The following is a 24,681-nucleotide window of genomic DNA, read 5'->3' on the forward strand; positions in this document are numbered from 1 at the left end:
TTCGATACGCCGCCCTTCGACTGCCTGCCAAGGCAGGCGCTCAGGACAGGCTTCGGCAAACTCAGCGGCTACTCAGGATGAGCGGTCGGGAAGCATTGGAAAAAGTGACAGCCCTTAGAAACCGACCCGTCCTAATCCCGCCGCCACACCAGCATCAGATTATTCGCCGGCATCTCGAGCAGTCGTTCGCGCGCCAGGCCGTATTGGTCGGCCACCGCGTCCATCGCCTCGACCGCGCGCAGGCCCCATCGGGGGTCGCGCGACCTGAGCGATTCGTCGAACGCCAGGTTGGACGGCGCGGTCGGTACATCGGCGCGCGTGAACGGACCATAGAGAATGAGCGGCGCGCCCGGTGCCAGCACGCGCCCCGCGCCCGCCATCAGCCCCAGCGCGGCTTCCCACGGCGCGATATGGACCATGTTGGCGCAGAAGATCGCGTCCGCCGCCGCGGTCGGCCAGACCGGCGCGGCGGCGTCGAGTTCGAGCGGCACCGCGACATTTTTCAGTCCTTCGCACCATGCCGCGATCGAAACCAGCGCCGCCGGATCGGGATCGCTCGGCTGCCAGCGCAGGGCCGGATAGCGGCCCGCCAGATAGGCGACATGCTCGCCGCTGCCCGAAGCGATTTCCAGCACCGTGCCGCCGGCGGGCAACAGGTCGGCGAGCGCATCGGCGATCGGCTCGCGGTTGCGCAGCGTCGCGGGCGCATGCTTGCGCGCCTCGGTGCCCGCTTCGGCGGCGATCCAGGGCAGCGAATCGGCCATTGCTTGTCCTTTCGACGAGGGGGCGCTTCAATGCGGCGACAGGTGGGGAGCAGGCAATGGCGAAAAGCAGTGATTCGGCAGGGGTGCGCTTTCCGCCGCCCCTGGTCTTTATCGGGATGCTGCTGATCGGCCTCGCGCTTGATCCGCTGGTCGGCAGCTTCGGGCTGGTTTGGACGCTGCGCTGGGCGGCGGGCGTGATCGTGGCGGTGGGTGGGCTGGTGATCATTGGCATGGCGATCGGCCTGTTCCGGCGTGCGGGCACCCGGCCGGAGCCTTGGGTCGAAACCAGCGCGATCGTCGCTGACGGCGTCTATGCCGCAACGCGCAATCCCATGTATCTCGGCATGGCGGCGGCGCAGGCAGGGCTGGCGATCCTGTTCGACAGCGTGGCGGGGGTGCTGCTGGTGCCTGTGGCGATGGCGCTGATCCACGCCTTCGTGATCGCGCGTGAGGAAGCCTATCTGACCGCCAAGTTCGGCGACGGCTACCTCGCCTACAAGGCGCGCGTGCCCCGCTGGTTCTGACGCACGGCGCGGATCCCGAACCAGATCAGCAGCCCGGCGGGTCCCGCCAGAAAGGTGACGAGCAGCACCGGCGCCTGCCCCCAGCGCGGAAAGCCGCGCCGGTCAGCGTCCTCCGCAATCCACAGCCCGGCGAACAGATCGAGCGCCAGATAGTGCAGCCAGCCCGTCACCACGCCGCCATCGGTCGCAAAAATCGCGCGCACGCCGGCGATGGTCGAGAAATCAGGCGCCGGCCCGTCGCTCGGCCCGAACCCACCGCTCAGCGCGGTTGCGACCAGTCCTGCATAGAGCAGGCACATCGCGCCCACGCCGCCGAAGCGCAGCACCGGGATCAGCCGCGCCCGACTAGGCAACAGGATCAGCATGGCCCAGGCGATCAGCGCCGCCAGATTGGCGATGCCGAACAGCGTGGACCAGCTCATCGGCCGGCCTATTCCGCCGCTTCGGCGGGCGCGGGGTCCTTCCAGGCCAGCACCGGCTTGCGCGCGGCCTGGGTCTCGTCGAGCCGGCGGCGCGGCGCGAAATGCGGCGCAGACTTGAGGCTCGCATCCCCCGCCTTGGCACGCAGCACGACCGATCGCAGCGCGCCGATGAACTGGTCGAGCGCCGCCTTGCTCTCGGTCTCGGTCGGCTCGACCAGCATCGCGCCATGGACGACCAGCGGGAAATAGACGGTCATCGGGTGATAGCCCTCGTCGATCAGCCCCTTGGCGACATCCAGCGTCGAAAAACCCTCGGCCAGGTTCGAATCGCTGAACAGCGCCTCGTGCATGCACGGGCCCGACGCCGCGAACGGCGCGTCCATCACGTCCTCCAGGCTGCGCAGCACATAATTGGCATTGAGCACCGCATCTTCGGCAACCTGCTTCAGCCCATCCGCGCCATGGCTGAGGATATAGGTCAGCGCGCGGGTGAACATGCCCATCTGGCCGTGGAACGCGGTCATCCGCCCGAAGCTGTTGAGCCGGCCGCCGAAATGTTCGTTCGAGAACTCCTCGGCGCGCTCTTCCTCGATCAGGTGGATGTACCCGTCCTTGGTCCGCGCCGTGTAGGGCAGCGGCGCGAACGGCGACAGCGCCTCCGACAAGACCACCGGCCCCGAGCCCGGCCCGCCGCCGCCATGCGGGGTGGAGAAGGTCTTGTGCAGGTTGATGTGCATCGCGTCGACGCCCAGGTCGCCGGGACGCACCCGCCCGACGATCGCATTGAAGTTTGCGCCGTCGCAATAAACATAGCCGCCGGCGGCGTGCACCGCGTCACTGATCCGCTTCAGATCACGCTCGAACAGGCCGCAGGTGTTGGGGTTGGTGATCATCACCCCCGCCACGTCGGGGCCGAGCCGCTGCTCGAGCGCATCCACGTCGACGCGGCCCTCCGGCGTCGCCGGAATATCCTCGACCGTGAACCCCGCAAAGGCGGCCGTCGCCGGGTTGGTGCCGTGCGCGCTCTCCGGGACCAGGATGACGCGGCGATTGCCCTCGCCGCGCGCTTCCAGCGCCGCCTTGATGCACAGGATGCCGCACAATTCGCCATGCGCGCCCGCCTTGGGGCTCATGGCCACGCCATGCATCCCGGTCAGGTCGATCAGCCAGAAGGCGAGTTCGTTGATGACGCCCAGCGCGCCCTGGACCGTGTCGACCGGCTGGAGCGGGTGGATGTCGGCAAAGCCGGGCAGCCGCGCCATCCGCTCGTTCAAGCGCGGATTGTGCTTCATCGTGCACGATCCCAGGGGAAAGAGCCCCAGATCGATCGCGTAATTCTGGCGGCTGAGCCGGGTATAGTGGCGCACCGTCTCCGGCTCCGACAGGCCCGGCAGGCCGATCGGCCGCGCGCGGTCCAGGCCGCCCAGGCGCGAGTTCACCGCATGCTCCTCGACCAGGTCGACGCCGGTCGTCTCGGTCGATCCGATCTCGAAGATCAGAGCCTCGTCCAGCATCAGCGCGCGGTTGCCGGTATAGGTCGCGCTGCCGGCAGCACCGCCATCGCCCATCGCCGGGCGCCATCCGCTTGCGTTGATCGTCATGCCAGCACCTCCGTCAGGCCCGCCACCAGGGCGTCGATGTCCTCGTCCGTGACCGTTTCGGTGACCGCGACCACCAGCCCGTGGTCGAGCGCGTGCTCGTCGGGATAAAGCCGGCCCAGCGACACGCCGGCCAGGATGCGGCGTTCAGCGAGCTGGCGGACCAGCGGTCGCGCCGCGACGGGCAGGCGCACGGTGAATTCGTTGAAGAACGCATCATTGACCAGCTCGACACCCGGCACCGCGACCAGCCGCTCGGCCACCTGCACCGCACGCGCGTGATTGATCGCCGCCAGCCGGCGCAGCCCCGCCTCGCCCAGCAGCGTCATGTGAATCGAGAAGGCGAGCGCGCATAGCCCCGAGTTGGTGCAGATGTTCGACGTCGCCTTTTCGCGCCGGATATGCTGCTCGCGCGTCGACAGCGTCAGCACGAAGCCACGCTTGCCATCGGCATCAACCGTCTCGCCGCACAGCCGCCCAGGCATCTGGCGCACCAGCTTTTCAGAGCAGGCGAACAGGCCGACATACGGCCCGCCGAACTGCAGCCCGACGCCCAGCGACTGGCCCTCGCCAACCACGATGTCCGCGCCCATTTCGCCGGGAGCGCGGATCGCACCCAGCGCCACCGGTTCGGTCACCACCGCGACGAGCAGCGCCTTCTTCGCATGGCACGCCGCCGCCAGCCCGGACAGGTCACCGATCCGGCCGAGAATATCGGGATACTGCACGACCACGCACGACGTATCGTCGTCGATCCGTGCGATCAGGTCATCGGTGTCGGGCATGGGATCGAGCGTCGGAACGGCAGTCACCAGGTCGTCGCCGGTAAACTTCGCCATCGTCCGCGCGACCGAGACGTAATGCGGATGCAGCCCGCCCGACAGGATCGCCTTGGCCCGCCGGGTCACCCGACGCGCCATCGTGATCGCCTCCCAGCACGCAGTCGACCCGTCGTACATCGACGCGTTGGCGACGTCACAGCCGAACAGGCGCGCGACCTGAGTCTGGAACTCGAACAGCATCTGCAGCGTGCCCTGCGCGATTTCCGGCTGATAGGGCGTATAGGCGGTCAGGAACTCGCCACGCTGGATCAGGTGGTCGACCGTCGCCGGGACATGATGGCGATAGGCGCCACAGCCAAGGAAGAACGGCACCTCGCCCGCGACCAGGTTCTTTGCGGCCAGCGCCTTCATATGGCGCTCGACCGCCATTTCGCTGGCGTGCATCGGCAGGCCGTGGATCGGGCCGTCGAGCTGTGCTTCGGCGGGCACATCGACGAACAGGTCGTCGATGGTGGCCGCACCGATGGTGGCAAGCATGGCCGCGCGGTCGGCCGGGGTCAGGGGCAGGTAACGCATATGATTTCCCGTTGCTCCGGCGGAGGCCGGAGCCGCAAGCAGCGGGCGCGTGCTTCGATGTCGAAGCAGCCCCGGCCTCCGCCGGGGCGACGCCGGATCACAGTTTCGCGACGAACGCCTCGTATTTGCCTTCGTCCATCAGCTCGTCGAGCTCGGACGGATCGCTCAGCGTCAGCTTGAAGAACCAGCCGTCGCCCTCCGGATCCTCGTTGACCAGCCCGGGATTGTCCTCGAGCGCCGCATTGCCCTCCAGCACGGTGCCCGACACCGGCGCATAGACGTCGGACGCGGCCTTGACCGATTCGACGACCGCAGCGTCATCGCCCTTGGTGAATTCCTTGCCCTCCTCGGGCACCTCGACGAACACCACGTCGCCCAGCTGGCCCTGGGCGTAATCGGTGATACCGACGGTGGCGACATCGCCGTCGACATCGATCCACTCATGGTCTTCGGTAAAGTATCGGCTCATATGGGCGGGCTCCTCAACGAACGTAACGATGGGGGACAAACGGCATGGCGACGATTTCGGCGCGGTGCGACTTGCCGCGCTGGGCGAGGGTCACCATCGTGCCGGCAGCCGCAAGCGCGGCGGGCACATAGGCCATCGCGATCGGCTTCTGGACCGTCGGCGCGAATCCGCCCGACGTGACGCGGCCGATCGCGCGGCCGTCGGCGTCGACGACTTCGGCGCCTTCGCGCACCGGCTGGCGCCCCTCGACGATCAGGCCGACGCGTTTGACCGCCGCGCCTTGCGCCAGCTGCGCGGCGATCCGCTCGGCACCGGCAAAGCCGCCCGCCTCGCGCCGCTTCTTCGACAAGGCAAAGGTCAGGTCCGCCTCGACCGGTGTCGTGTCGGGATCGAGGTCATGGCCATAAAGCGGCAGGCCGGCCTCCAGCCGCAGCGAATCGCGCGCGCCCAGCCCGATCGGCTTGACCTCCGGCTCGGCGCACAGCGCATCGGCGAGCGCCACCGCGGCATCGGCCGACACCGAAATCTCGAAGCCGTCCTCGCCGGTATAGCCGGACCGCGAGACGTGCAGCTCGACGCCCTGCCAGCGATACGTCGCGGCCTGCATGAAGGTCAGCCGCTCGACGCGCGCACCATCAGCATCGACCGGCGCGAACCCCAGCCGCGCCAGTGCATCGACCGCCTTCGGCCCCTGCAGCGCCAGCAGCGCCTGCTCGTCCAGGTGATTGAGCGTGATCTCGTCGGGCAGGAATTCGCGCAGATGGGCGATGTCGTCCCATTTGGTCGCGCCGTTGACCACCAGGTAGAGCGCCTCGCTTGTCGCGTCACCCACTTCGCCGTTCGCTTCGAGCGAAGTCGAGAAGCGTGTCTCGACGCCGCTCGACACGAACGGCGACGAAGCCGGGGTCAGCCGCGTAACCATCAGGTCGTCGAGCACGCCGCCATTTTCGGCAAGCAGCAGCGTGTAGCGCACCCGCCCCGGCTTCAGCGCGGAAATGTCGCCGGGCACCAGTGCTTCGAGCGCCTGCGCTGCGCCCTCGCCGGAAATCACCAGCTGGCCCATATGCGATACATCGAACAGCCCGGCGGATTCGCGCGTCCACAGATGCTCGGCCATGATGCCGTCATACTGGACCGGCATCTCATAGCCCGCGAACGGCACCATGCGGCCGCCGCGCGCGCGGTGCCAGGCATCGAGCGGCAGCCGGTCGAGCGCGACCGCCGCGTCGTCATCCGCATCCTGAAGGTCGAGATCGCTCATCGGGCACATCCATGCAGGCAGGAGGACAATCGACACAGTATCCCTGCCGCCGCTGCGGCCCGGTCTGCATCGCCCCCTCTGTCACGGAACCTGAGAGCTTTCCCCGGGGCGAGTGCCCGGGTTACCCCTTCGGTGGCCCCGGATCGGGTCCGGGGCGCTTTCCAGAGTGTCGATTTGGTCCTCGCGGTCCCGTCTGCCTGAGAGATTCCGGGGCGGTTGCTCCTTCGGCGGCGCCGTTTCCGTGACCGGTCACGACACGCTCTCCCGCGCGGCCCATGCCGGTTGCCCGCCATCGACGGGCTTACGCATGACGCGGCGCAGCAACCGAGTCAATCTGGCATTCGCGGCAAATCCGGCGACGTGGCGCAAACCGCCGCGCGGCGGCGCTCAGCGCGTGACGTTGTAGCGCAGCTGCGCCTCGGTCAGCTGAAAGCCGACCAGCGCCTCGAACGTCGCGCTCAGCACCGCCTGGCGCACCGCCGGCGTGCTGAGCGGGTCGATCGCCGCATCCTGATCGCCCGCGCGGCGGCGACGGGTCAGCTCGGCGCGGACTTCATCGGGCAGGGTGGCGGCGGCCGCGTCGATGACGGCGGTTCCGTCTCCCTTTGCGGTTGTGCGTGCCTCGCCGGGCGCAAAACGCAGCGTCACGCTGCCGACCCGCTTCGACACCACCTGCGTGCCGCCGCGGACGACGCTCACGAAATAGGGCAGCGTCACGTCACGCGCACCGTCTGCGTTCTGGCGGCTGCCCTGGACATCGAAGGTCAGGCGGCTGACGATCTCGTTGCCGGTCTGACCACATTCGGCGCGGACATTGGTGATGATCGCCGTCACGTCGATCGCGCGCGAATCGGTGCTGCCCGCAGGATTGAACAGCGTGATGTCGCCGGTACCCGCGGGCACCGCGGCGATCGGGCAGGCCGACCGCACTGCCGTGACGCCCACCCCACCCTCGACTTCCAGGTCGCCGGTGCGCCGGCAACCGCCCAGCACCAGCATCGCGGTGAGGGCACAAAGCGCAATCGGGCGGAACTTCACTGGCAGGAACCCTCATCAAACTCGGCGCGGAATGCCGCAACACTGGACAGCCCGGGGGCGTCGGCACCCGGCCCGGAACGGGGCGCACCATAGGAACCGCCTTTCGCCCACGCAAGCAATCGCGTAGACGCTGGCCCATGACGACCGACGCCAAGCCGCAACTCGACCTGCTGATCGCCGCGCCACGCGGCTTTTGTGCCGGGGTCGACCGCGCGATCCAGATCGTCGAGCTGGCGATCGCGCGCTACGGCGCGCCCGTCTATGTCCGGCACGAAATCGTTCACAACCGCTATGTCGTTGAGAACCTGAAGGCCAAGGGCGCGGTCTTCGTCGACGAGCTGGATGAAGTGCCCGACGGCGTCACCGTCGTCTTTTCCGCGCATGGCGTGCCAAAGGTCGTGCCCGCCCAGGCGGAGGCACGCGGGTTGTCCTATCTCGACGCGACATGCCCGCTGGTTTCCAAGGTCCACCGCCAGGCCGAGCGCCTGGTCGCCGCCGGCCGCCACATCGTCTTCGTCGGCCATGCCGGCCATCCCGAAGTCATCGGCACCTTCGGCCAGGTGCCCGCCGGCCGCATGTCGCTGGTCGAAACGGTCGAGGATGTCGAGGCGCTCGATGTGCCCGATCCGGAAAACCTCGCCTACCTGACCCAGACCACCCTGTCCGTCGACGATACCGCGGCGATCTGCGCGGCGCTCCAGGCGCGCTTTCCCGCGATCCTCGCGCCCAAGGCCGACGATATCTGCTACGCGACGTCCAATCGCCAGGCGGCGGTCAAGGCGATCGCCTCATCATGCGAGCGTGTGCTGGTCATCGGCGCGCCCAATTCGTCCAACTCGCTCCGGCTGGTCGAGGTCGCCGAGCGTGAAGGCACGCCGTCGCGGTTGATCCAGCGCGGCGCCGATCTCGATTTCGCCTGGCTCGACGGGGTGCGAACGCTGGGGATCACGGCCGGTGCGTCCGCCCCGGAGATCCTGGTTCGCGAAGTCGTGGATGCGATCGCGAGCCGTTTCGATGTGACCGAGCGCGAGGTGGAAGTGACGCGCGAGGCGATCGCGTTCCGGCTGCCGCGCGGGCTCGAAGCCGCCTGACGCGCGTCGCGGCGCCGGATGGCTGTCTATACCCATGTGTCCGCGGAGGCGTTGGGCGCGTTCCTGACCCGCTTCGATGTCGGCGATCTCGTCTCGGCCAAGGGCATTGCCGAGGGGGTGGAGAACAGCAATTACCTGGTCGAAACCACGCGCGACCGCTTCATCCTTACGCTGTATGAAAAGCGGGTCTCTGCAGACGACCTGCCCTATTTTCTTGCCCTGCTCGATCATCTCGCGGCCAAGGGCCTGCCGGTGCCGCCGGCCATCCGGGACCGGACCGGCCAGGCGATCCACGCGCTGGCCGGACGTCCGGCCTGCCTGATCCGGTTCCTGAAGGGCGTGTCGCTGTCCCACCCCACCCCCGCGCAAGCGCTGGCCGCGGGCGACGCGATGGGGCGGATGCACGCGGCAGTGGCAGATTTTGCCGGGGACCGGACCAATTCGATGGGCCAGCCGACCTGGCGCGCGTTCTATGAACGCTGCGGTGCCAGCCTGGACGACATCGCACCGGGACTGCACCGCGACCTTGGTCTCGCGATTGACCGGCTGGCCGACCGATGGCGCGACCTGGCGCTGGATCGCTGCGCCATTCACGCCGACCTGTTCCCCGACAACGTCCTGATGCTCGGCGAGGCGATTACCGGGCTGATCGACTTCTATTTCGCGTGCACCGACATCCGCCTCTATGATTTGGCGATCATGCACACCGCTTGGTCGTTCGACGCGACCGGCACGCGCCACGACGCCGCAGTCGGCGACGCGCTGATTACCGGCTATGCCCGGCACTTTCCGTTGAGTGACACCGAGCAGGCGGCCTTCAACGATCTGGCGGCCGGCGCGTGCGTCCGCTTCACCCTGTCGCGCGCCTGGGACTGGCTGAACACGCCGGCCGACGCGCTGGTCACGCGCAAGGACCCGCTCGCCTTCTGGCGGCGGCTGCGCATCTACGACCCCGATCTTGCCCGTATCGCACGGACGCTGGCATGACCGAGCTGCCTCTGGTCGAGATCGCCACCGATGGCGCGTGCAAGGGCAATCCGGGTCCCGGCGGCTGGGGCGCGATCCTGCGGTTCGGCGACAAGGAACGCGAGCTGTCGGGCGGCGAGCCGCTGACGACCAACAACCGCATGGAGCTGATGGCGGCGATCGAGGCGTTGCGCGCGCTCAACAAGCCTTGCCGGGTCAAGCTGACCACCGACAGCCGCTACGTCATGGACGGCCTGACCAAATGGATCCACGGCTGGCGACGCAATGGCTGGCGCACCGCCGACCGCAAGCCGGTCAAGAATGCCGAACTGTGGCAGCAACTGCTCGCCGCCGCCGAACCGCATCGCGTCGAATGGCAGTGGGTCAAGGGGCATGCCGGCCACCCCGACAATGATCGCGCCGACCGGCTGGCCAGCGACGCTGCACTGGCGGTGGCGGCCGGCAGGACATCGCCGGCGCGCGGATGATGCGGCGATCGGAGCGCGCGCGGGGTCGAAGCCGCCGCCGCACCCTCGACACGCCCAGGGACCTTCCATATCAGCAAAGCGTTGCTGCTGCGATGCAACACACGGAGTCTGACGGGCAATGACATCCTCACCGGGGCGCGAACCGATTACCCCTGTTATCCTGTCGGGGGGATCGGGCACCCGGCTATGGCCCTTTTCCCGACCGGAAATGCCCAAGCAGTTCCTTGCCCTCGACGGCACCGAGACGATGCTCCAGGCGACCGTCAACCGCGTGCCGGTCTCCGCCGGCTTCGCGGCACCCATCGTCGTCGCGGCGCAGGGTCATGCGCCATTGGTCACCGCCCAGCTGTCTGCGATCGGCGTCGACGCCGCATCGGTGATCCTCGAGCCGGTGGCGCGCAACACCGCGCCGGCCATCGCGCTCGCGGCTCTCGCGGTCGACGGTGACCCGATCCTGCTCGTCATGCCGTCCGACCATGTCATCCGGGATGTCGCCGCGTTTCATGCCGCGATCGGGCGCGCGCGCGACCTGGCCAACGATGGCTGGCTGGTCACGTTCGGGATCACGCCCGATTCGCCGCAAACCGGCTATGGCTGGATCGAGATCGGCGCGCCGCTGGGCGAAGGCACGTTCCGCGTGAACCGATTCCTCGAAAAGCCGTCGCGCGAGCGGGCGGACGCGATGCTCGCTGCCGGTGGCCATGCCTGGAACGGCGGCATCTTTCTGTTCCGGGCAAGCGCCTATCTGAACGCGCTGGATGCCCACGCGCCCGACGTTGCGGATGCCGCGCGCCGGGCAATGGCGGTGCCGCGCACCGATGGCGCGCTGCTGCACCCGGATGCGCATGCGATCGCGTCGGCGCCGTCGATCTCGATCGACTATGCAGTGATGGAAAAGGCGCCGCAGGTGGCGGTGGTTCCGGTCGGCATGGAATGGAGCGACGTCGGCAGCTGGGACGCGCTGCACGGCATCAGCGCCTGCGACGACGCCGGCAATGTGTGTCGTGGCGATGTCGTGGCGATCGACAGCCGCGACTGCCTGGTGCTCGCCGGGGGCGCACGCGTCGCCGTTCTCGGGGTAGAGGGGCTAGCGGTCATCGTCGACGGCGACGACATCCTGATCCTGCCGCGCGCACGGTCGCAGGACGTGAAGCGCGTGACCGATGCGGTCGCGGACCGATCCGCAAGGTCCAGCCCGACCGGCTGACCGGTGAATCGAAGATGACGGTCAGTCGCCCTCTTCGACCGGCGCGCCAGGACCGTTTTTCAGGACGGACTCGATCGCATTGCGCGCGCTGGCCTTCGAGGCATAGCCCTCGGTCCACCAGATCAGTTCCGAATTATATTTGAACTTGGCGACGAACTCGCCGGCCTTGTTCTTTTCGATCACGAACTTGTGCGCCATCGCATCGCCCCCGATTCATCGTTTCGGCACGGGAAGGATCGACGCAATCGGCGCCGACGTCAACCGGCGGTCATGCCGACGCAGCCGCCAGCCGGGCGGGCAGATAGGCGCTGGCATCGACGTCGCGCACCAGCGGTTCGGGCGTCGCGTTCAGGATCAGCGCCTTGGCAAGCTTGGCCGCCGCCGGCGCGGTCTGGATGCCGAATCCGCCCTGCCCCGCAAACCAGAAGAAGCCGGGCCGCGCGTCGTCAAAGCCATAGACCGGCAGCCGGTCGGGCGCGAAGCTGCGCAGCCCCGCCCAGCGGCGCTCGACCGCCGCGATCCGCCAGTCGACCGCCGCCTCCAGCCGGTCGATCGCCACTGCGACGTCGATCTCCTCGGGCGCGACGTCGCGCGGCCGATCGGGGATTTCGTCGTGCGGCGACAGCCAGATGCGGCCGCCGGCTTCGGGCTTGAAGTAGAATTGGTCGCGTACGTCGCGGATCAGCGGCATGTCGGACGGCGCCCCCGGCTCGACCCGCAACTGCGCCAGGGTCCGTCGCAACGGCGCGATGCCGACCGGCGGCACGCCGGCCAGCGCGGCCACCTCGTCCGCCCATGCACCCGCTGCGTTGACCAATATTCCCGCGGCGACCGTGCCCCCGGTCGTTTCCAGGTGCCACATCGCGCCCGCCCGCGCGGCCGCGATCAGCCGCGCGGAAGTCAGGATGTGCACCCCGTGCCGGCGCGCGGTGCGCAGATAGGCCCCGTGCAGCCCGCCCACATCGATGTCGCAGCAGCTTGGATCGAGCAGCCCCAGCCGCCAGTCGGGGCGCAGTCCCGGCACGAACGCGGCGGGGTCGACCGATTGGAAAATGAGTCCGGCGTCGGCGAAGGTCGCGACCATGGCGTCGATCAGCGGCGCGTCGGCCTGTCTGCCGATGAAGAGTTCGCGGCGCGCTGACAGGAAGCCGGCATCGGCAACGTCGGCGGGCGGATCGCGCAGCCAGGGCCCCGACGCGGTCGTCAGCGGTTGGACCCCCGGCCCGCCATAGGTTTCCGACCAGAACGCCGCCGAACGGCCGGTCGCGTGATAGCCCGGCTGATCCTCCGCCTCGATCAGGACGACTCTTGCATGCGGGGCCAGTTCCGCCGCGACGCTCGCCCCGGCGATCCCGCCACCGACGATCGCGACGTCGAACGCCGTCATGCCACCACCGCGACGGAATCAGCCCCGGATCGGGCACGCGCGTCGAGGAACAGGTCGATTTCCGCCAGCGCGCGATTGCGCACGGCGTCGACCTCGCGCAGGATTTCATGCGCGGACTCGCGCCCGAACCGCACGACCCGGTTGTCGGGCAGCCGCGCGGCGATCGCGTGGGCCGCGCGGGGATCGACCAGCTTGTCGTGGTCGGCGATCAGCATCAGCGTCGGCACGCGGACCCCGCCCAGCATCGCCGGATCGCGCAGGTTGCGGGTCGATGCGAACGCTTCGATCACCCAGTTCCAGCTCGGCGGGCCGGTCAGCAGCTCCGGCTTCTCGGTCTGCCACCAGATCTCGTCGGCATAACGATCCGCATCGTCGGTCAGCAACGCGGCGCGGGTGTCGGTGGTATAGGGCTTCTCGTTGCCCTTCCACGCCGGACGGGCCGGATTGCCGACCCCGCCCAGCCGCCGGGCCAGCCATTCGGCGAAGCGCGGGCCGATCGGCCCGTGCAGCCCGAGCATCGGCGCGATCAGGACGGCGGCAGCGGGCGCGATCCGTTGCTCGGCGAGCGCGCGCAACACCAGGTGCCCGCCCATCGAATGTCCCATGATGACATGCGGCGCGGGCGTCTGTGCCACCCACTGCCGAAAGAACACCGCCAGGTCGTCAATGAACTGTTCGAACCGGTCGATATGGCCGCAATGCGGGTTGTCGGTCAGCCGACCCGATCCGCCCTGCCCACGCCAGTCGAACGAGGTGACGTGCCAGCCGCGCCTATGCCAATGGTCGAGCGTCTCCAGATATTTCTCGAAAATGTCGCCGCGCCCGCCCTGGAACAGGATGCTGCCGCGCGGCGCGCTATCGGACGCAGCCGGCCAGGTGAACCGGCGCAGGTCCCACCCGTCGGGCGCGCGCCAGCGATCGATCCGGGCGCCCTCGGGCACCGTGCGGCAAAGGGTTCGGTCATCGGCCATGCACGGTGGTTACGTTTTGGAAAGCCGTTCCGTCTAGGGATTTGTCCGGTGGGGAATATCGTAAACCTGATCTTGATCGTCAGCCTCGTGCTGCTGCTCGTGTCGGCGGGCGTCGAGGACGCGCGCCAGCGCACGATCGCCAACTGGAAGAACGCGGCGATCGCGCTGCTCGCGATCGCGTGGTGGGTCGCCAATGGCCGCGCGCTTTGGCCCGACATCGCGCTGCAGGTCGGCGTGGCCGCCGCGGTGTTCGGGATGTTCGTGCTGGTTTTCGCGCTCGGCCAGATGGGCGGCGGCGATGTCAAGATGATCGGTGCGCTGGCGCTGTGGCTGCCGATCGAGCCCCTCGTGTGGATGCTGATTTTGATGTCGCTGCTCGGCGGTGCGCTGACGGCGGTGCTGATGCTCGAAAAATGGCTGCGCAAGCGCGAGGGCGCGATCGAGATTCCCTACGGCGTCGCGATCGCCATGGCAAGCCTGATCGCGCTGCGCGAACCGTATCTTAACCATTTCGGGTGATTGCTTAACGCTGGATCAACCGGCCCGGCGACTGAAAGGCCCTTTGCGTCATGGATGGAAGAAAGATCATTCTGCTGGTGGGTGCACTGATCGTGGCAGCGATCACGGCGTTCATGGCCCGCAACCTGATGTCGGGCACGCCCGCGCCGCAAGCGGTCGCAAACGGCGCACCCGTCGTCAAGGTCAAGGGCCCCGAGGTGCTGGTCGCCGCGCGCGCGCTGCCGGTCGGCACCATCCTCGATGCCGGCGCGCTGAAGTTTCAGCCCTGGCCGGCCGAACTGATCGAAGGCGCCTATTACATCAAGGGCACCAATGCCGACCTGAAGCAGCTTCAGGGCACCGTTGTGCGCTATGCGATCCCCGCCGGCCAGCCGGTGACCCAGGGGTCACTGGTCAAGCCCGGCGATCGCGGCTTCCTGGCCGCGGCGCTCGGGCCGGGGATGCGCGCGGTCACCGTGCCCGTTTCCGCACAGTCGGCGGTGGCCGGTTTCGTGTTCCCGGGCGACCGCATCGACATCGTGCTGACGCAATCGGTCGCCGGCGGCGGCGACGGTCCGCCGCTCAAGGTGTCGGAGACAATCCTGCGCAATGTTCGCGTGCTCGCCACCGACCAGCGCACCGACAAGACGACCGACGACAATGGCAAGACGGTCGTCGAAACCTATTCGACGGTCACGGTCGAAGCCACGCCGCGCATCGCCGAAAAGCTGGCGGTCGCACAGACCGTGGGTTCGCTGTCGCTGTCGCTGCGCTCGCTGGCCGACAGCGCGGGCGAACTTGAGCAGGCGATTGCCGATGGCGAGGTGAGCGTTCCGGAAGGCGGCGATCCCGCTGCGGAAAAGGCGATGCTGGCCCGCGTGTCGGCGCGTCCGATCGAAGGCCGGGCGAGCTTTTCCACGGGTGCCGACATCTCGCGCTACCAGCGCAGCACCGTGCCGGCCAAGCCGGTCGAGGGCAATGGCGGCAGCAACGGCGCATCCGGCATTCCGGGCGCCGGACCGGTCGTGCGCATCGCACGCGGCAACAACGTGACGGAAGTCGCGACGGGGGGGAAGAATTAAGATGGCAACGCTTTCGAAGCGCATGGTCGGTGCGCCGGCGATCCTGGCCCTGCTGGCCAGCACCGTCGGGACCACCGCGATGCCCGCATTCGGCCAGCAGGTCGCCAGCACGCCGCAGACGGTCCAGGTCAACACCGGCCGCGGTCGCCTGATCACGCTCGCCCAGCCGATGTCCGACCTGTTCGTCGCCGACGAAAGCGTGGCCGACGTCCAGGTCCGTTCGCCGACCCAGCTGTACATCTTTGGCAAGGGGCCCGGTGAGACGACGGTCTATGCGACGTCCAAAACGGGCAAGGTCGTTTATTCGGCGACGGTCCGGGTCGGCAACAATTTCGACTCGATCGGCCAGATGCTCAGCCTGACCATGCCCGACACCGACGTGAAGGCGACGACGCTCAACGGCATCGTCGTGCTGACCGGCACCGTGCCGAACCCCGACGACGCGGCCGAGGCCGAGCGCCTGGTCCAGGCGTTCGTCGGCGACAAGACGCAGGTGCTGACCCGCATCCGCACCGCGACCCCGCTCCAGGTGAACCTGCAGGTCCGGATCGCCGAGGTCAGCCGCAGCTTCGTCAAGAATATCGGCGTCAACCTGGCGTCGGCGGATTCAACCGGCGGCTTCAAGTTCGGCGTGTCGCGCGGCCGTTCCTCTGCATCGCAGTTCGTGCCCGGCGGCCCGATCGGCGTCGGCAACGAAGGCAGCGATGACGTCACCGTCCTGACCGCGCCCGCGACCGGGACCGCGCTCTACGGCGCCGGCAAGCTGCTCGGGCTCGACCTGCTCGGCTCGCTCGATCTGGGCGAACGCAACGGCCAGGTGATTACGCTCGCCAATCCGAACCTGACCGCGCTGTCGGGCGAAACCGGTACCTTCCTGGCGGGCGGCGAAATCCCGATCCCGATCAGCCAGGGGCTGGGCGCAGTCTCGGTCGAATACAAGCAATATGGCGTCAGCCTCGCCTACACGCCGACGGTGCTCTCCGACGGCCGCATCTCGCTGCGCGTCCGCCCGGAGGTGTCGCAGCTGACCGCAGTCGGCGCCGTCACGCTCAACGGGACGCAGATCCCTGCGCTCACGACGCGACGCGCGGAAACGACGGTCGAGCTCGGCTCGGGCCAGAGCTTCATGATCGGCGGCCTGCTTCAGAACAACCAGGACAATTCGATCGACAAGGCACCCGGCCTTGGCGACGTGCCCCTGCTCGGTTCGCTGTTCCGCTCGAACTCGTTCCAGCGCAACGAAACCGAGCTGGTGATCGTCATCACCCCGTATCTGGTCAAGCCTGTCGACGCGTCGCAGATCGTGCTGCCGACCGACGGCTACCGCTCGCCCAACGATGCGGAGCGGCTGTTGCTGGGGCAGACTTCGGTCGGCCAGACCGGCGAGAAGCGGCCGATGCCGAGCGTCGCGCCGTCGACCAGCGCCGCGCCGACGATCGGTGCCGTCGCCCCGCTCCCGACCGGCCCGACGCTGCCGCAGGCAAGCCCGTCCGAAAAGGCGATCAACCCACGGGGCAAGGCAAAATCGGCCGCGCCCGGTTTCAGCGCGAATTGATCCGGTGATGATCATGGAGGCACGGAAAATGTCACGTTCTCTTCTTCCCGGCGCAATCGCCGCCGCCCTGCTCGTCTCCGGCTGTTCGGGTTATCGCGGCATCGAATCGGCCAATCAGCCGGTCGTCCAGCGCACCGATTATGCCATCGACCTCGCCACCAGCGGCGACGCGCTCGCCGCCGGCGAGGCAAGCCGCCTGGCGGGATGGCTCGCGTCGCTGCGCGCGCAATATGGCGACGATATCGCGGTCGACGATCCGACCGCCTCCGCCGGCATCCGCCGCGCGATCGCGGAAGAGGCCAAGACCTATGGGCTGGCGGTCAGCGATGCGGCACCGGTCACGGTGGGCGCGGTCGCACCGGGGACGGTGCGCGTGCTGTTGAGCCGTTCGTCCGCGAGCGTGCCCAATTGCCCCAATCATTCCAACACCTCGGCGCCGACATTCGCGGCGTTGACGTCGTCAAACTATGGATGCGCGGTCAATTCCAACCTCGCCGCCATGGTCGCGCGTCCGCAGGACCTGGTTCGCGGTCAGCCGGGGGCGACCACCACCGATCCGGCGACGGCGGTCAAGGCGATCGGCACCTATCGCAAGGCGACACCGACCGGCGCGGGCGGCCTGAAATCCGAATCGACCGGAGGCAAATAAGATGAACGCGCCATGGAACCCCGGCCGCACCGCCAACCGTGAACCCTTCGTCGCATTCGTCTGCGACGAAATCACCGCCGAGGCGGTTCGCCCGATCGCGGTCGAACAGGGCTGGTCGGCGGAAAAGGTCAACAAGGGCGGGCTGCGCAACGCCGTGCAGACGCTGTCGGTATCGGCAAGCCCGCACGTCCTGTTCGTCGACCTGTCCGAATCGGGCGATCCCCTCAACGACATCAACGCGCTCGCCGAAGTATGCGAGCCCGGTACGGTCGTGATCGCGGCCGGCCAGGTCAACGACGTCCGTCTCTATCGCGATCTCGTGGCCAGCGGCATCCAGGATTACCTGCTGAAGCCGCTCAATCCCGACATGCTGCGTGACGCATTCTCGAACGCACAGGCGCTGCTCAACGCGCCCAAGCTTGCCGATACGGGGTCGGAACGGCCGCATTGCTCGATCGCGGTGATCGGCGTGCGCGGCGGCGTCGGGGCATCGACCGCCGCCACCTCGATCGCATGGCTGCTCAGCGAAAAGTCCCAGCGCAACACCGCGCTGCTCGACCTCGACGTGCATTTCGGCACCGGTGCGCTGGCGCTCGACCTCGAGCCCGGTCGCGGGCTGACCGACGCGATCGAAAATCCGAGCCGCATCGACGGGCTGTTCATCGAACGCGCCATGGTGCGCGCCTCCGAACGGCTGGCGGTGCTGTCGGCGGAAGCGCCGATCAACTCGCCGGTGATGACCGATGGCGGGGCCTTCTACCAGCTGCAGGAGGAGATGCGCGGCGCGTTCGAATGCACCGTCATCGACCTGCCGCGCGCGATGCTGATCCAGCACCCGCATCTGATCGCCGATGTGCAGGTGGCCGTGGTGGTGACCGAGTTCACGCTCGCCGCCGCACGCGACACGATCCGCGTGCTGTCGTGGTTCAAATCGAACGCGCCCCAGACCCAGGTCATCGTCCTGGCCAATCGCGTCCATCCGGCCGCGCAGCTGGAGATCAGCCGCAAGGACTTTGAAGGCTCGATCGAGCGCAAGGTCGATCACGTCGTTCCGTTCGACCAGAAGCTGACCGCCAACGCGGCCAAGCTGGGCAAGACCGTGGCCGACGCCGGCAAGGGGTCGAAGACGATCGTGCCGCTGGTCACGCTGTCCCAGCAGCTGGCCGAGATCGGCGACAATGCCGATCCCGATCAGAAGGCGGCGAAGGGCAAGAAGGGCGGCGCGAAGCCGGGCGACGGTGCCGCCTCGCTGCTGGGCAAGATCGTCGCGTTCAAGCCGAAAATGCCGGGCAAGGCCGCCCGCAAATGACCGTGATCGCGTAACCGCGATCGCGATGCACGACAGGAAGAGGCGAAGGGGCGACGGGCAATGATGGCGATGATCCTGGTGACGGCAGGAATGTTGTTCACCCTCTTGCTGATTTTCTTTGCCTTGTCGGGGCCGTCGACGGCGCGCGCGGGTTCGCGCCGCCTGACCAGCGTGCGCGTGCGCCATTCCGAAAGCGCGGGCGGGGCGCTCGTCGAGGCGCAGATGCGCCGGATCGCGGCGGTCAAGGCGACCAGCATGGACCTGGCGATCGGGCGCTTCCTGCCAAATCCGGCACAGCTTGCGAAGCGCCTGGCAATGACCGGGAAATCCTGGACGGTCGGCCAGTACGGGATGGCATCGGCCGCGGTGCTCGCGGTGGTGTTCGCGCTGTTGTGGCTGCGCGGCCTCCCGGTGCTGCTGGCGCTGATGGTCGGCGCCTTTGCGGGCACCGGGCTGCCGCACATGGTCGTCGGCTTCTTCGTCAAGCGCCGGGTCAACAAGTTCACCGCCAAGTTTCCCGATGCGATCGAGTTGCTCGTCCGCGGCCTGCGCTCGGGCCTGCCCATCACCGAGACGATGGGCGTCGTCGGTCAGGAAGTGCCCGGCCCGGTCGGTGAGGAATTCCGCGCGGTGTCCGACAAGATGAAGATCGGCAAGACGCTCGATCAGGCGCTGCAGGAAACTGCGGAGCGGCTGGGCACGCCCGAGTTCCAGTTCTTCGTAATCACCATCGCCATCCAGCGCGAAACCGGCGGCAACCTGGCCGAAACGCTCGCCAACCTGGCCGACGTGCTGCGCAAGCGCAGCCAGATGAAGCTGAAGATCAAGGCGATGTCGTCGGAATCGAAGGCGTCGGCCTATATCGTCGGATCGCTGCCCTTCATCGTCTTCGGGCTCATCTGGTTCATCAATGCGACCTACATGCAGAACTTCTTCATCGATCAGCGGCTGATGATCGCCGGTGGCGGCGGGCTGGTGTGGATGAGCATCGGCGCCTTCATCATGGCGAAGATGGTCAATTTCGAAATCTGAAGGCGCGGATCATGGAATCAACTCCCGGCCCTACCCTGTTCGGTGTCGACGTCTTCTGGGTCGCGACGGTCCTTGCGGGCGTCGCCACCTTCGCGGTGCTCGTCGCGCTCTATGCCGTCACGACGGTGCGCGACCCGATGACCAAGCGCGTCAAGGCGCTCAATGACCGTCGCGAGCAGCTGAAGGCCGGCATCACCGCCTCGACCTCGAAGCGGCGGGCCAAGCTGGTCCAGCGCAACGATACGACCGATCGCATCCGCGACTTCCTGTCGTCGCTCAAGGTGCTGCAGGACGAGCAGGTCAAGGCCGCGCAGATCAAGCTGATGCAGGCGGGCATCCGGTCGAAGGATTACGCCGTCGCGGTCATTTTCGGCCGGATGATGCTTCCGATCTTCATCGGTGGCACGATGCTGTTCCTGGTCTACGGGACAGAGATGTTCGCCGACTGGAGCCCGCTCAAGGCCTATGGCGTCGTCGCGATCAGCTTCATCGGCAGCTACAAGGCGCCCGACATCTACCTGTCGAACAAGATCCAGAAGCGGTCGGACGCGATCCGCAAGGGATTGCCCGACGCGCTCGACCTGCTGGTGATCTGCGCGGAGGCGGGGCTGACCGTCGATGCCGCGTTCCACCGCGTCGCCAAGGAACTTGGCCGCGCCTATCCCGAACTGGGCGAGGAATTTTCGCTGACCGCGATCGAGCTCGGCTTTCTGACCGACCGGCGCCAGGCGTTCGAGAATCTGGCGACGCGCATCAAGCTGGACGCGATCCGGGGCGTGGTCACCACCATGATCCAGACCGAGAAGTACGGGACGCCGCTCGCCTCGGCGCTGCGCGTGCTGTCGGCCGAATTCCGCAACGAACGCATGATGCGGGCGGAGGAAAAAGCCGCGCGCCTGCCCGCGATTATGACGGTGCCGCTGATCCTGTTCATCCTGCCGGTGCTGTTCATCGTCATTCTGGGTCCGGCGGCCTGTTCGATCAGCGATGCGCTGATGTGACGACCGGCCCGGCGTCGGAACGAGTTGCCGCGTTGGCGGGTTAGATCGCCGGAACCCAACCGGGAGATGGCGAGATGCTGGTGCAGACCCCCACCCAAGTCGTGATGCTCGTGCTTTGCGTGTTCGCCGGCTGGCTGCTCGGCCTGGCGAGCACGTCGGGCGGGCGCAAATGGAAGTCCCGCTTCAAGGCGCTCGAGCTCGAGCATCGCCGTTACCGCACCGAAGCCGAGCGCGCCGCGCAGGAAAAGGATGCGCATATCCGCGAGATCGAGGCCGATCGCGACCGGCGCATCGCGGCGATCGAAAACGAGCATCGCCGCAATCCGGCCACGGCGGCCGGAACGGTCATCCCCGTCCGCACGCCGCCGGGCCGCGACGCGGGGGGCAGCTGGCGCGACTGGTTCGGCCGGGCGCGGGACAACCTGTCACGCATCGAGGGCATCGACGAGACGCTGGAGCGCAAGCTCAACGTGCTGGGCATCAAGAGCTTTCGCGACATCGAGACGCTGACCGACGACGACGAAGCCGCGGTCGAGGACGAAACCCAGCTCGCCCGCGGTACGATCACGCGCCAGGACTGGCGGGGACAGGCCCGCGCGCTGCGTGCGGGCGTCGACGAGATGGACCGCCGGCGGGTATAAACGGATTGCCATGCGTCGCCCCGGCGGACGCCGGGGCCTGTGGCAGATGAAGCGCGGCACTTGCAAGAGGCCCCGGCCTCCGGGGTTCCCCGCAAAGTACTACTTTGCGGGGGCCCCCGCGCCGGGGCGACGATAGGTTACTATCCCCGCCCCTTGAGCGCCGCCTGGGCCGCCGCCAGGCGGGCGATCGGCACGCGGTAGGGGCTCGCGCTGACATAATCGAGGCCGATCGTCTCGCAGAATGCGATGCTCGCCGGATCGCCGCCATGTTCGCCGCAAATGCCGAGCTTGATGTCGGGACGGGTCGCGCGGCCGCGTTCGGCGGCAATCTCGATCAGCTCGCCCACGCCCTCGATGTCGAGGCTGACGAACGGATCGCGGGCGTAGATGCCCTTGTCGACATAGGTGCCCAGGAAACGCGCGGCGTCGTCGCGGCTGACGCCCAGCGTCGTCTGGGTGAGGTCGTTGGTGCCGAAGCTGAAAAACTCGCCGATCTCGGCGATCTCGCGCGCCTTCAATGCCGCGCGCGGAAGCTCGATCATCGTGCCGACGAGATAGTCGACCGTGCGGCCCTTTTCGGCGAACACCGCCTGCGCCGCCTGATCGACCACCGCCTTCATCAGCTCGAGCTCGCGCCGGGTGGCGACCAGCGGGATCATCACCTCCGGGATGGGGGCCGCGCCCGACTTCACCGCGACCTCGATCGCGGCCTCGAAGATCGCGCGGGCCTGCATCTCGTAGATTTCGGGGTAGCTGACCCCCAGCCGGCAGCCGCGATGGCCGAGCATCGGATTGACCTCATGCAACTCGCTCGCGCGCCGCTTCAGCGCCTCGATCCCGACGCCGGCGGCTTCCGCAACTTCGGCGAACTCGGCCTCCTCATGCGGAAGGAACTCGTGCAGCGGCGGATCGAGCAGGCGGATGGTGACGGGCAGGCCGGCCATCACCTCGAAAATCTCGATGAAGTCGGCGCGCTGCTCGGGCAGCAGCTTGTCGAGCGCGGCGCGCCTGCCCTTCTCATCCTCGGCCAGGATCATCTGGCGGACCGACGTGATGCGCGAGCTTTCGAAGAACATATGCTCGGTGCGGCACAGCCCGATGCCCTCCGCGCCGAAATCGCGTGCGGTGCGGCAGTCGAGCGGGGTCTCCGCGTTGGTGCGCACCTTGAGCCGCCGGACCTGGTCGGCCCATTGCATCAGCGTGCCGAAATCGCCGGCCAGTTCGGGCTGCACGGTCGGCACCGCGCCCAGCATCACCTCGCCGGTCGCGCCGTCGATGGTCAGGATGTCGCCCTCGCGCACCTCGCGCCCGCCGACGGTGAAGTGGCGCTCGCGCGGGTTGATCGACAGCGTGCCCGCGCCCGAAACGCAGGGCCGGCCCATGCCGCGCGCGACGACCGCGGCGTGGCTGGTCATGCCGCCGCGCGCGGTCAGGATGCCGCGCGCCGCGTGCATGCCGTGAATATCCTCCGGGCTGGTTTCGATGCGCACCAGGATCACCGCCTCGCCCAATTCGGCGCGGCGCTCGGCGGTGTCGGCATCGAACACGACCGCGCCCGATGCCGCACCGGGTGACGCGGGCAGCCCCTTGGTCAGCACGTCGCGCGGGGCGGCGGGGTCAAGCGTGGGGTGGAGCAGCTGGTCGAGCGCGGACGGATCGACGCGCGCGACCGCCTCCTCGCGCGTGATCAGGCCATCGTTCGCCATGTCGACCGCGATCTTCAGCGCCGCCTTGGCGGTGCGCTTGCCCGACCGGGTCTGGAGCATCCACAGTTTCGCGCGCTCGACGGTGAACTCGATGTCCTGCATGTCGCGATAGTGGCGCTCGAGCAGGTCGAAGACCGATGCCAGCTCGGCATAAGTTTCCGGCATGGCTTCTTCCATGCTCATCGGCTTGGCCCCCGCCGTTTCGCGGGCTGCGCGAGTCAGATATTGCGGGGTGCGGATGCCCGCCACCACGTCCTCGCCCTGCGCGTTGATGAGGAACTCGCCATAATAGGCCGCATCACCGGTCGAGGGGTCGCGGGTGAACGCCACGCCCGTCGCCGACGTGTCCCCCATATTGCCGAACACCATCGCCTGGACATTGACCGCGGTGCCCCAGTCGCCGGGGATGTTGTTGAGCTTGCGATAGACCTTGGCGCGCTCCGACTGCCACGATCCGAACACCGCGCCGACCGCACCCCACAACTGGTCATGCACGTCCTGGGGAAAGGGTTTGCCCCACAATTCCTGGACGATCGACTTATATTCGTCGACCAGCCGCTTCCAGTCGTCGGCGGAAAGGTCCGTGTCGAGATAATGGCCGTTGTCTTCCTTGGCGATTTCCAGCGCTTCCTCGAACCGGCCATGGTCGAGTTCGAGCACGACGTCCGAATACATCTGGATGAAGCGACGATAGCTGTCCCAGGCGAAGCGTTCGTCGCCGCTGACCGTCGCCAGCCCAACCACGGTTTCGTCGTTGAGGCCGAGGTTGAGGACGGTGTCCATCATGCCCGGCATCGACACGCGCGCGCCCGAGCGGACCGAGACGAGCAGCGGATCGGCGGCGTCGCCGAACCGCTTGCCCGTAATCCCCTCGATATGCGCGATGCCGTTGGCGACTTCGGCCCGCAGGCTGTCGGGAAAGGCCTGGCCTTCCTCATAATAGCGCGTGCACATCTCCGTGCTGATCGTGAAGCCCGGCGGCACCGGCAGGCCGATCGATGCCATTTCGGCGAGGTTCGCGCCCTTGCCGCCCAGGAGGTTCTTGTCGCCGCGCCCGCCATCGGAAACGCCGCCGCCGAACCGGTACACATATTGGGTCATCTGGATCGTCCTGTGCTTGAATCGGTGTCCTGCTCCCGGGGAGGAAAGGCGGATGCCGATCGGCGATTGGAGTGCGAAGTTATGGCAAGTTGCGGGCTGTGCGCGATTTGCTCCCTATCCCTCGATCCGCGAGAAATCAGCGACGCGATGCACCGCCGCGCGCATCCGCGCCAGCAGGTTGAGCCGCGCGGTGCGCTTCACCGGATCGGGGTCGTTGACGGTGACGGTGTCGAAGAACGCATCGATCGGCGCGCGCAGCGAGGCAAGCGCCGCCATCGCGCCGGCAAAATCCTCCGCCTCCACCGCGCGGATCGCGGCAGGCTCCGCCGCATCGAGCGCCCGCATCAGCGCATCCTCGGCCGGTTCGGGCGTGTAGGACAGGATGCGCGCGCGTTCGGAGCGGGCATATTCGGCGGCGATTTCGCGCGAGGCGGGATCGTCGACCTCGGAGAAGGGGTCCTCCTCGCCGGTCTGGGGGAGCTTTGTGGCGGACGCAGCCGTCGCCCCGCCACCAAGCGTCGCCCCGGCGGAGGCCGGGGCCTCTGTGCCATCTGTCGTCGCCC

At 67.9% G+C, this 24,681-nt stretch carries 25 protein-coding genes and 1 riboswitch; of the genes, 13 read left to right on the forward strand and 12 right to left on the reverse strand.

The genetic code is table 11. The features are described 5' to 3' along the window. Positions 1–131 precede the first annotated feature (131 nt). On the reverse strand, positions 132–764 hold the full coding sequence (locus AX709_RS16285; protein ID WP_066550934.1) for a DUF938 domain-containing protein: 633 nt from the start codon (positions 762–764) through the stop codon (positions 132–134). A gap of 56 nt (positions 765–820) precedes the next feature. Between AX709_RS16285 and AX709_RS16290 the strand changes: the two genes are divergently transcribed. Further along, a complete protein-coding gene (locus AX709_RS16290) occupies positions 821–1,288 on the forward strand; it encodes a methyltransferase family protein (RefSeq protein ID WP_066550936.1) in 468 nt (155 codons plus the stop codon). Here the strand turns inward: AX709_RS16290 and AX709_RS16295 are convergent. The 6 genes from AX709_RS16295 to AX709_RS16320 form a co-directional block, all read right to left on the reverse strand. Then, positions 1,258–1,710 (reverse strand): ABA4-like family protein, encoded by a 453-nt coding sequence (locus AX709_RS16295; RefSeq protein WP_066550938.1) that lies wholly within the window; start codon positions 1,708–1,710, stop codon positions 1,258–1,260. The two genes, AX709_RS16290 and AX709_RS16295, sit on opposite strands and share 31 nt — an antisense overlap. 8 nt (positions 1,711–1,718) lie before the next feature. Next, positions 1,719–3,311, reverse strand: a complete 1,593-nt coding sequence (gene gcvPB, locus AX709_RS16300; protein ID WP_066550941.1) for an aminomethyl-transferring glycine dehydrogenase subunit GcvPB — start codon at positions 3,309–3,311, stop codon at positions 1,719–1,721. Next, positions 3,308–4,666, reverse strand: a complete 1,359-nt coding sequence (gene gcvPA, locus AX709_RS16305; protein ID WP_066550944.1) for an aminomethyl-transferring glycine dehydrogenase subunit GcvPA — start codon at positions 4,664–4,666, stop codon at positions 3,308–3,310. Before gcvPA ends, gcvPB begins: the two co-directional genes overlap by 4 nt. 97 nt (positions 4,667–4,763) lie before the next feature. Then, positions 4,764–5,135, reverse strand: coding sequence for a glycine cleavage system protein GcvH (gene gcvH, locus AX709_RS16310; protein ID WP_066481040.1), 372 nt, complete (start codon positions 5,133–5,135; stop codon positions 4,764–4,766). Between the two features lie 13 nt (positions 5,136–5,148). Further along, entirely contained in the window at positions 5,149–6,396 is a 1,248-nt protein-coding gene (gene gcvT / locus AX709_RS16315) for a glycine cleavage system aminomethyltransferase GcvT (protein WP_066550946.1), read from the reverse strand. Positions 6,397–6,464: 68 nt separating this feature from the next. Next, positions 6,465–6,571: riboswitch (glycine riboswitch) on the reverse strand. 212 nt (positions 6,572–6,783) lie between these two features. Next, positions 6,784–7,434 carry a hypothetical protein gene (locus AX709_RS16320; RefSeq protein WP_443025996.1) on the reverse strand — a complete coding sequence of 217 codons (651 nt, stop codon included), beginning with the start codon at positions 7,432–7,434 and terminating at the stop codon, positions 6,784–6,786. A 137-nt stretch (positions 7,435–7,571) separates the two neighbouring features. Here AX709_RS16320 and ispH point away from each other — a divergent pair, with 137 nt between their 5' ends. The 4 genes from ispH to AX709_RS16340 all read left to right on the forward strand — a co-directional run bounded on the left by ispH (position 7,572) and on the right by AX709_RS16340 (position 11,186). Next, positions 7,572–8,525, forward strand: coding sequence for a 4-hydroxy-3-methylbut-2-enyl diphosphate reductase (gene ispH, locus AX709_RS16325; protein WP_066550947.1), 954 nt, complete (start codon positions 7,572–7,574; stop codon positions 8,523–8,525). An 18-nt stretch (positions 8,526–8,543) separates the two neighbouring features. Beyond that, positions 8,544–9,512, forward strand: coding sequence for a homoserine kinase (gene thrB, locus AX709_RS16330; RefSeq protein WP_066550949.1), 969 nt, complete (start codon positions 8,544–8,546; stop codon positions 9,510–9,512). Then, positions 9,509–9,979: a ribonuclease HI gene (gene rnhA / locus AX709_RS16335; RefSeq protein ID WP_066481048.1), complete on the forward strand. Its 471-nt coding sequence runs from the start codon at positions 9,509–9,511 to the stop codon at positions 9,977–9,979. Before thrB ends, rnhA begins: the two co-directional genes overlap by 4 nt. Before the next feature lie 118 nt (positions 9,980–10,097). Next, positions 10,098–11,186 carry a mannose-1-phosphate guanylyltransferase/mannose-6-phosphate isomerase gene (locus AX709_RS16340; RefSeq protein ID WP_082731829.1) on the forward strand — a complete coding sequence of 363 codons (1,089 nt, stop codon included), beginning with the start codon at positions 10,098–10,100 and terminating at the stop codon, positions 11,184–11,186. A gap of 21 nt (positions 11,187–11,207) precedes the next feature. On the opposite strand, the gene AX709_RS18405 is transcribed toward AX709_RS16340, so the two are convergent. The 3 genes from AX709_RS18405 to AX709_RS16350 all read right to left on the reverse strand — a co-directional run bounded on the left by AX709_RS18405 (position 11,208) and on the right by AX709_RS16350 (position 13,544). Next, the gene (locus AX709_RS18405) at positions 11,208–11,384 is read right to left on the reverse strand and encodes a YegP family protein (RefSeq protein ID WP_082731011.1); all 177 of its coding nucleotides are present in this window, start codon (positions 11,382–11,384) and stop codon (positions 11,208–11,210) included. A 70-nt stretch (positions 11,385–11,454) separates the two neighbouring features. Continuing rightward, positions 11,455–12,573, reverse strand: a complete 1,119-nt coding sequence (locus AX709_RS16345) for an NAD(P)/FAD-dependent oxidoreductase (RefSeq protein ID WP_066550960.1) — start codon at positions 12,571–12,573, stop codon at positions 11,455–11,457. Continuing rightward, a complete protein-coding gene (locus tag AX709_RS16350; protein ID WP_066550962.1) occupies positions 12,570–13,544 on the reverse strand; it encodes an alpha/beta fold hydrolase in 975 nt (324 codons plus the stop codon). The genes AX709_RS16345 and AX709_RS16350 overlap by 4 nt, the downstream gene beginning before the upstream one ends. A 48-nt stretch (positions 13,545–13,592) precedes the next feature. Here AX709_RS16350 and AX709_RS16355 point away from each other — a divergent pair, with 48 nt between their 5' ends. From AX709_RS16355 to AX709_RS16390, 8 genes are all read left to right on the forward strand, one after another. Further along, positions 13,593–14,063 (forward strand): A24 family peptidase, encoded by a 471-nt coding sequence (locus AX709_RS16355; RefSeq protein ID WP_197417117.1) that lies wholly within the window; start codon positions 13,593–13,595, stop codon positions 14,061–14,063. A gap of 50 nt (positions 14,064–14,113) precedes the next feature. Next, the gene (cpaB, locus tag AX709_RS16360) at positions 14,114–15,124 is read left to right on the forward strand and encodes a Flp pilus assembly protein CpaB (RefSeq protein WP_066481053.1); all 1,011 of its coding nucleotides are present in this window, start codon (positions 14,114–14,116) and stop codon (positions 15,122–15,124) included. Between the two features lies 1 nt (position 15,125). Next, entirely contained in the window at positions 15,126–16,679 is a 1,554-nt protein-coding gene (locus AX709_RS16365; RefSeq protein WP_082731830.1) for a type II and III secretion system protein family protein, read from the forward strand. A gap of 28 nt (positions 16,680–16,707) precedes the next feature. After that, complete coding sequence (locus AX709_RS16370; protein WP_231726086.1) at positions 16,708–17,328, forward strand: CpaD family pilus assembly protein; 621 nt, start codon at positions 16,708–16,710, stop codon at positions 17,326–17,328. A 1-nt stretch (position 17,329) separates the two neighbouring features. Continuing rightward, entirely contained in the window at positions 17,330–18,637 is a 1,308-nt protein-coding gene (locus tag AX709_RS16375; protein WP_066481056.1) for a pilus assembly protein CpaE, read from the forward strand. A 63-nt stretch (positions 18,638–18,700) separates the two neighbouring features. Next, a complete protein-coding gene (locus AX709_RS16380; RefSeq protein WP_443025997.1) occupies positions 18,701–19,669 on the forward strand; it encodes a type II secretion system F family protein in 969 nt (322 codons plus the stop codon). 11 nt (positions 19,670–19,680) lie between these two features. Then, positions 19,681–20,670 (forward strand): type II secretion system F family protein, encoded by a 990-nt coding sequence (locus tag AX709_RS16385; RefSeq protein ID WP_066481058.1) that lies wholly within the window; start codon positions 19,681–19,683, stop codon positions 20,668–20,670. A gap of 74 nt (positions 20,671–20,744) precedes the next feature. Next, positions 20,745–21,311, forward strand: coding sequence for a hypothetical protein (locus AX709_RS16390; protein WP_066481061.1), 567 nt, complete (start codon positions 20,745–20,747; stop codon positions 21,309–21,311). A 140-nt stretch (positions 21,312–21,451) separates the two neighbouring features. Here AX709_RS16390 and ppdK read toward each other — a convergent pair whose 3' ends face one another. Beyond that, positions 21,452–24,118, reverse strand: coding sequence for a pyruvate, phosphate dikinase (gene ppdK / locus AX709_RS16395; protein ID WP_066550964.1), 2,667 nt, complete (start codon positions 24,116–24,118; stop codon positions 21,452–21,454). A gap of 114 nt (positions 24,119–24,232) precedes the next feature. Further along, positions 24,233–24,681: DALR anticodon-binding domain-containing protein (locus tag AX709_RS19260; protein WP_269453988.1), on the reverse strand; the 449-nt coding region annotated here is incomplete at its 5' end.

This window comes from Sphingomonas sp. CCH15-F11, assembly GCF_001557005.1.
Classification (GTDB): domain Bacteria; phylum Pseudomonadota; class Alphaproteobacteria; order Sphingomonadales; family Sphingomonadaceae; genus Sphingomonas.